6 protein-coding genes are annotated in these 7,740 nt (G+C 38.2%); 1 reads left to right on the top strand and 5 read right to left on the bottom strand.

What is annotated here, in order from left to right:
* On the top strand, positions 1-702 hold a 702-nt coding region (locus V7K42_RS12345; RefSeq protein ID WP_334916522.1), incomplete at its 5' end, for a WD40 repeat domain-containing protein.
* A gap of 311 nt (positions 703-1,013) precedes the next feature.
* Here V7K42_RS12345 and V7K42_RS12340 read toward each other — a convergent pair.
* The 5 genes from V7K42_RS12340 to V7K42_RS12320 form a co-directional block, all read right to left on the bottom strand.
* A complete protein-coding gene (locus V7K42_RS12340; RefSeq protein ID WP_334916520.1) occupies positions 1,014-1,136 on the bottom strand; it encodes a hypothetical protein in 123 nt (40 codons plus the stop codon).
* A 132-nt stretch (positions 1,137-1,268) separates the two neighbouring features.
* Positions 1,269-2,177, bottom strand: coding sequence for a hypothetical protein (locus tag V7K42_RS12335; protein WP_334916518.1), 909 nt, complete (start codon positions 2,175-2,177; stop codon positions 1,269-1,271).
* A 387-nt stretch (positions 2,178-2,564) separates the two neighbouring features.
* The gene (locus V7K42_RS12330) at positions 2,565-2,780 is read right to left on the bottom strand and encodes a hypothetical protein (protein WP_334916516.1); all 216 of its coding nucleotides are present in this window, start codon (positions 2,778-2,780) and stop codon (positions 2,565-2,567) included.
* Positions 2,781-2,936: 156 nt separating this feature from the next.
* On the bottom strand, positions 2,937-5,183 hold the full coding sequence (locus tag V7K42_RS12325) for a glycosyltransferase (RefSeq protein WP_334916515.1): 2,247 nt from the start codon (positions 5,181-5,183) through the stop codon (positions 2,937-2,939).
* A 193-nt stretch (positions 5,184-5,376) separates the two neighbouring features.
* Positions 5,377-7,665 (bottom strand): glycosyltransferase, encoded by a 2,289-nt coding sequence (locus V7K42_RS12320; protein ID WP_334916513.1) that lies wholly within the window; start codon positions 7,663-7,665, stop codon positions 5,377-5,379.
* Positions 7,666-7,740 lie beyond the last annotated feature (75 nt).

Here is a 7,740-nt window from a genome sequence, read left to right as displayed (position 1 = left end):
AGTGCCAGCAATGATTCGACAGTGCGCTTATGGGATATTCACGGCAACCCCATTGGTCAACCTTGGCACGGACATGAAAAAGAAGTTAATTCTGTTGCCTTTAGCCCTGATGGTCAATGGATTGTCAGTGCCAGCAATGATTCGACAGTGCGCTTATGGGATATTCACGGCAACCCCATTGGTCAACCTTGGCACGGACATGAAAAAGAAGTTAATTCTGTCGCCTTTAGCCCTGATGGTCAGTGGATTATCAGTGCCAGCAATGATTCGACAGTGCGCTTATGGGATATTCACGGCAACCCCATTGGTCAACCTTGGCGCGGGCATGAGTATTGGGTAAATTCCGCAGCTTTTAGCCCTGATGGTAGACTGATTGTCAGTGGTAGTCTTGATGGAACAGTCCGCTTGTGGCAATGTGGATGGCAAGAATGGTTGCAAGTTTGCTGTAACAGGTTACATTATCATCCCGTCTTTCAAAATCCTGAAAATGGCAGTGATGTAGAAATTGCCCACCAAACTTGTCAAAAATATGTATGGAATCCACAATGCCCTAAACAGTTGAACAACCAAGATGCAAGAAAGCTAAAAGAGAAAACTTTTTCAGCAGCTTTGCAGGACTTTAACCCAGTAGTTCAACTTAATTTCACATCGCACTGGAAACATCGCCTTGCTTGGCAATCAGTACCCACAGAGAACCAATAACTGGGCCTACTCATATCTTGCACCTGATAAAAATAATCAGTGAAGACCAATACCTTCGCCAACAGGACTTACGCAAAATCATGAAAAAACGAACCACAGAGGGCGCAGAGGACACGGAGAAATAAGAGTTTCAGAGAGGAATGGCACGCTTGTAAAGGGAAAATCGTTGAGGCTCTTGGGTGCAGAGGAGCGGAGGAGCAGGGGAGAAAGAAGAAGTTTTAAGCATTGCGTTCGGATATTTAGAAATTTCCCTCTGCGCCCCTGCCCCCTGCTCCTCTGCAATCTTTACACTGCATACCCTTCAGCTTAACTTAGTGCCATTCGGTTCTGGGGGTAAATGAGCAATCGAACAGAAACTTACGCTCTTGAATTGATGAGCCGCTTTCAATACTGCGATCGCGCTTGATACATGATTGCATATTGACTCCAGACATAAAAAAAGCCCTACCTCGAAAGTATCTAGGTGGGGCTTGATATTAGAATTGACATGAGCCGCAGGCTTAGTTGGTGGTGCGTTCAAATCTAGCTACTTGAGTAAACGAATAAAGCTTGCTTTGTCATTTGGCCTAATTTGTCGGGCTGAAACAGGTTTCGTCCTTACTTATCAGACAAAGCTGTTTCTGATCTAAATCGGTTTTGAATTTTACCTGATAAGTTTCGTTTTCCGCAGGCAAAGTTTTCGTGTAGTTGTTTGCTCTGTCGCATGAAAAGTCACGAGTGAAAGTTGTAGGAGACCAGTTAATTGTCATCGTACTGCCGCTCAGACGGACTTTTCCTTTTCGAGATTGGAAAATTTGCTGGTTGCAGCCGCCGTTCATTACGTTCATTATTCCCGTAAATTCGACCGTTCCGTTCGGCAGAAATTGATAAGTGAAACGCGAACCGTTCGATCCGATATATGCGCCACTCGTGCTTACAGCACTGTTTCCGGTATGCGTCCAGACCCATTTTCCAACTAAAGATGAAATCTCTTCAACGCTGCCTGATGAATCATCAGCATCATTTGAAGCAGTTTCGTCCGCGTGTATGCTGTTGTAAACAGACAGCAAAAGTTTGGCTTCCGCATCATTCGGTAAATTTCGCAATTGCCCTACAAATTCTCCGTTAAATGCCTGCCGAACCCGGCTTTGTTCCTCTTCATTTTTAGCAAGAACTTGTGTATAATTGGAAATTATATTGTCAATGCTTTTTCTGGTTCCATTTGGGTCTTTGCGAAACTCATTTAATTTTATTGATTGATATTGATTGCGCTGTTCGCTAGTGAATTTTGCTGAAAATGCCCATTCGTAAAAAGCGATAACTTTATCAATATCCGATTTGTTGAGAGATTCGTTTTGAGCCGTTACTAAAACTTTACTTACAGCAGCCTGAGCAGAAATATTTATAGTCGCACCGTCCATCAAAACGAGATATAAAAATAATATGGGAAAATATTTGAATTTGTTCATCATGACTGTAATTATGTTGCCATTCAATTAATTTTCCCAGCGAGTGGGGATATATGCAAGAACGCACCTGTAAGTGTGTGACACGCTAGTTAGGTTCCCATTAAACTAATTGTAAACGTTCAGGGGGTACAAATAACAATAAAAACACCCAAAGCTAAATAACTGGTATTACGTTCGCAAGCTGCCAGAACTTATTAAGAGTTAGATCAAGCTATTATAAATGCACTTAATGCAGTGACTAAAAAACACATTAGGGCTTGTCCAATATAGAAACTATAGATAACGCCAATAACAGTAGCTTTCACTAATGCCTGACGTGGCTTGCTTTGACTAAACAAAAATGTACTAATCAGCACATTAGTATCAAATACGAACCGTCGATTATTCGTCATCATTCAAAATCGATTCTAAGATTTAAGGCGTTAATCCTCGCTCTTGTGCTTCAAGGCTTGCTTTATCCATCGTGTTTCTTAAACGTGCAATCTCCTCAAGTCTTGGAGTTGTAAATTGAGACTGCATAATTGCCGCAATCTTAAGTTGCAATTGTTCCCGTTCTTCTTGCGTGGCATTGCGGTATGCCTCTGCTACCAACGAGGGAACTTTGATGGTAATTTCTTCTTTAGTAATCATGGCCTATTCGCTTCCATAATTTCTCATCTTTAATTATGTTACTTCCTTGGCTCAAGAAATTGACGAATTAAATAAGTTGCAGGGGTGAATAATCCTAGTTGAAAAAAGTATAGTCAAAGATAAGAATTTACTTGTTTCCTCTGAGTTGACCATTTTTCATCTAAATGATTTGGTCAATCGCAACAGCCTGTTTAATATTAGAGATATGCCCCCATCGCTATACACTTTTTTAAGTTTATTAGTCACAAGAGAAAGTATTTCCATACCTGTTGAATTAACATTAAGTTCAACTATGTTTTGTGAAGGATTATTCCACAGCCAAGATGCACCATTTTGATTTAACAAATGATAAATCTCTACACCATAATCCTGATATAATTGAGGATGTAAAGCAGCAATTAACTCATAAAGATAGAGCAGTTGTTCGCGGTTGCTCTTTTGCAAACGCGAATCAGAACGAATGCGATAAAAATAGTGCAGTTCGGGTATTACAACTCCTAACCAACCTTTTTCACACATATTAATCCAACATTCATAATCTTCTAAATTTTCTGCCAATAGAGATTTCATGCCACCAGTAGCAAGGTAAGCAGCCTTTCGTACCACAGTACAAACGCCAAGGGTATTGTGAGCAAGTAGATAAGGAAATTCCGTATTCCAAGCTACCCAAACTTTTTCTGAATCACCAAACTCTTTAATCCAAGAAGCAACAAAGCCTACATTTGTATACTGTTCTAATACCTTTACTGCTTGTGCATAAAAAGTTGGAGATACTCTATCGTCGGCATCGAGAAAAGCGATATATTCACCACTGGCTATCTCTACCATTTTATTTCTCGCTGCGGCTACACCCAGGTTTTCAGAATGAATAATTTTCAGGTTACTATATATTTGCTCGATAACTGCTAGAGTTTCGAGGCTCTTCTTATCCGTACTACCATCGTTGAAAATAATTACTTCTAAATCAGGATAGTTGGAAGCAAATACAGAGATGAGAGTTTCACTTATGTAGTGACCACAATTGTAGAATGGAATGCAAACAGATACTATAGATTTGATGCTTATATCTGGATTTTCAAATAAAGATGATGGATAAGCAACCTTACCATGAGGTAGATAGTTTAAGGAAGGAAAAATATTTCTAGCTTGATGCCGTTCGATAAGTTTTTGCAAATGCGCTATCCGTTTTGATAAGACATTTTCAGGTGCGGAAATTCTCAAAATTAAAGTCCGAGCTTTTTCTCCTAACTCTAAAATTTCAGTTTTTGAATAACTGAGAATTTGGTTTAATTTATCAGCGAAATCATTACTATCCTGCAAATCAAAAATTACACCTCCTTGCATTTCTGTTGTTTGTAGCATTTCTACATGGCCAACAGCAGATGAGGCTAAAATCACTTTACCTAAAAGCATAGACTCCAGACAAGTATTAGGAAAATTTTCCCACAGAGAAGGAATGACTACGCACCATGCTTTTTTGACTCGTTCGTACAATTGAGCCTGGGGTAAAGGTGCGGAAATTATTAATTTACCTAAATTAATGTATTCACGATACTTTTCTGTTAAATAAGCTTTCATATAACAGCCTTGGAGATGATACCAAGTATCCCCACCAATAGCTGTAAGTTGAAAATTTATGCCTGCATCCCATAACTGACTGCAAGCTTCTAATAAGGGGATAATACCTTTTCTGATTTCTAACCTACCGAAGTAAACTATATCTCCGGGTGTGGGTGACGATAATGATAATTGCTCTTGATGTAAAAGTTTTTGTGGTGCTGGTAAAGGGATAATTTCAATGTCAAGATCGGGATTTAAAGTCGTTTTTACCTGTTGAGTAATATACTGGGTGGGAGCAAAAACTCCATCAGCAGCGAGGATGCAAAACTTTTCCATCCTTCCTACCCAGTAATCATAAAGGTGATAACTAGGCATTTTGTTAGCAGGATAAAGCAGATATTGAGGACTATGTAGGTTGACAACTATTGGTACTCCTTTTAGTTCTAGATAGCCTAATAACTTTTTTTGCAATAAAAAATAAGCAATTCCGCTATAATCTTCGCTCTCAATAACATCTGGTTGACCATAAATACGAATATAGTTAATAACTTCTTCTGCTAATTGATAGCTGACAGCACCCCAATAACCCATGACATTATAAGGAAATCCCGGATGGTTTTCAGAATGGGGATGAACTTTTGTAAAATTTAATAAATAAGTATCTTTAGGAATTATTTTAATAATTTTCAGCTTGTTTCTTTCTTCAGTTTCTGTTTTATCACTGCGAGCAAAAATAGTAATCTCATGCCCAGCATCAGCAAACATCGCTGCTGTATTGCCGATATAGGTTGCAATACCACCAGGAACTGGAGGACATTCACTAGCAATCAAAAATATCTTCATATTGTGACTCGATTTTTATTTAAAAATAATTTTGAAGTATAAGCTACTTACATTTCAATATGCTTGGATTAAGCAGAAAAGTAGGTTGGGTTGAGTCTAAGGTTACCCAACAAAGTCTTGAGAATGTTGGGTTTTGTTACTCAACCCAACTTACATCAGTTTGAGTTTTTAGCCTTAACTGAAGTGTATTGACTTATATTTCCTCATCTAGAGCCAAATGCAGCGATCGCTTAAACTTAAACCACTGTTTCCTTAACTTCCAGAACTTGGATGATTCCATAGCTCGTTTTTTCCAAGTTAATTCGTGTCTTTCTTGTTCAAGTTGATGTGTTTGTCTCTCTAAATGACACTTTTCTTGCCAGAGATGGCTTAAAGCTTGCTCTTGGCGCAGGTATTCTAGGGCAACAAAGAGCATTTCTTCAGCTAAAGCCAGATTGATGACTGGTTTGGGTTTGGTTTGGCATGAAGCGATCGCTTCTGTAAATAAGGTATCTATGCGTTCAACCATCTTGTCTAAGGAAAACATTTCAACGACTCGTTGCCGTGCATGGTAGCCGATTTTACAGCGTAGTTCGCTATCTTGAATTAAAGGAATTAATACTTTCAAGTATTCCTTGACTTCGCTTTTTTCCTCTTCTGTTTTAGGAACTAAAAAACCAGTTCCAGGGATGACTAATTCTGCTTGTCCGCCAACATCGGAAGCAACCACTGGCAATTGCATTGACATTGCTTCGTAAATCACTAGAGAAATCCCTTCATAAGCTGATGGTAGTAACAAAATGTCAGCAGCACAATAGATGTCAAGCATTTCTTTAGGGTTAATAGCAGGCAATATATGAAAATATGAATCTAAACCAAATCGACTAATTTTAGCTTGCATTTCAGGCAATAAATGACCATTACCCACAATAATTGTCGAGATATTGAGAGAGCAATTAACTAGTTCTTGAATAATGCTAATTAATAGTAGAGGACGTTTTTGTTCGACTAAACGGGCTGGAAATAAGATAACAACTGAATCATCAGGAATTTGCAGGTGCGATCGCACTTCGTCACGCTTCTTTTTATCCTGCACCCATTTACTAGTATCAACGTTAGTATAACTAACTTGCAATTTTTCAGTAGTTTGCGGATTCAGACATCGATAATATTCCGCAAGGTGACGACACGATACGATTTGCAAGTCAAAAAATTGGTTGAATTGGCAAGAAAGACGGGGATATCCACAGCCACGCCAACCAGGATCTAAAGTATGAGTATAGTCAACGAAAGCGACATCAGGGAATTCGCTACGCAGCAAGGGTAAAAAGTAGTAGGCAATATAAGAATTTGAGATAAAAACGATATTAATTTGACGTGATTTAATAATGTATTTCGTAAAACCCAACCAATCATTGTCTTGTAAAAAATTAGAGAGATTAAATATATCTGCTGTCACCTTATAAAAATGTTTATACCAAGGATGTTCTGATTTGGAAGTTGTAACAATACTCAGTTCGTAACCACGAGCAGCTAATAAAGTCACTAAATCTATATTAAATTTGTCAGCACCGCCAACTTCTAAGTGAGGAAAAAAACAAAGTACGTGCTTGGTGGAATAGTTACGTTCCAGAAGATTAGCAACATCTATGTTACTAGCAGATAAATGAGTAGGAAAGTTACTTTTTTGGATAGTAATATCAGAAAGATAATTTTTATTAAAGAAATATTGATAGCGAGAGTTAATTAAATCAGCGACTTTTTTTTCTTCTGTAATGTTAGCTCTAGAAGTTGTTAACAAACCAGAATCAAGGCGACGGTAACAATCTAAGTATTCAGGTATTGTCCAACCTTTTTGATCGTTGACTATGGCTTTGAGCCACCTTTCCCAATCTTCGTAAAATCTGAGGTTTTCATCAAATCCTCCTAGATAATCAAAGTCTGACTTTCGATAAAGTAATCTACCTGTAACCCAATTTTGGTGAATGAATTGTGATGGTTTATTAAAACCATGAGTCCACCAATATTCTTCAGCTTGAAAGCCAACAGAATAAGAGTTGACGAAAGAGAATTCTGGATGAGTTTCTAGAAAGAGAACGCATTTTTCAATACAAGTAGGATCTAGCAAATCGTCTAAATCCATGAAGAAGAGGTATTTACCTGTGGCGTAAGCGATCGCAGTATTTCTCCCAGCCGCTAATCCCCTGTTGATTTGATGGTAAAACGTTTTGATTTTTGCAGACTTAGCTGGTAAAGAATCAAATAGAGCGATCGCTTCTGGAGATGTTGAGCAGTCGTCAACGATTATCCACTCAAAATTTTGCCATGTTTGATTAATTACAGATTCATAAGTAGGGGCAAAATACTTATGGGCATTAAAAAATGAAGATATAATTGAGACAACTGGTGCTTGATAAACTACTGAGGCAGAAAATTTTTGTTTTCTCGTTTCCAGCAAATTAATAAATTCGCTGACACTAGAGAAAGGTGTAACTGTAGACATAAAATATACAAACTGATAGGATCTAGCTTAATTAGTGATTACTGCTTGATATTTGATACTATACTACTGCTGCGA

Source organism: Nostoc sp. (genome assembly GCF_036917455.1).
GTDB lineage: Bacteria > Cyanobacteriota > Cyanobacteriia > Cyanobacteriales > Nostocaceae > Nostoc.
The sequence above is the reverse complement of the archived record's forward strand: the minus strand, read 5'-3'. Positions and strand labels throughout refer to the sequence as shown.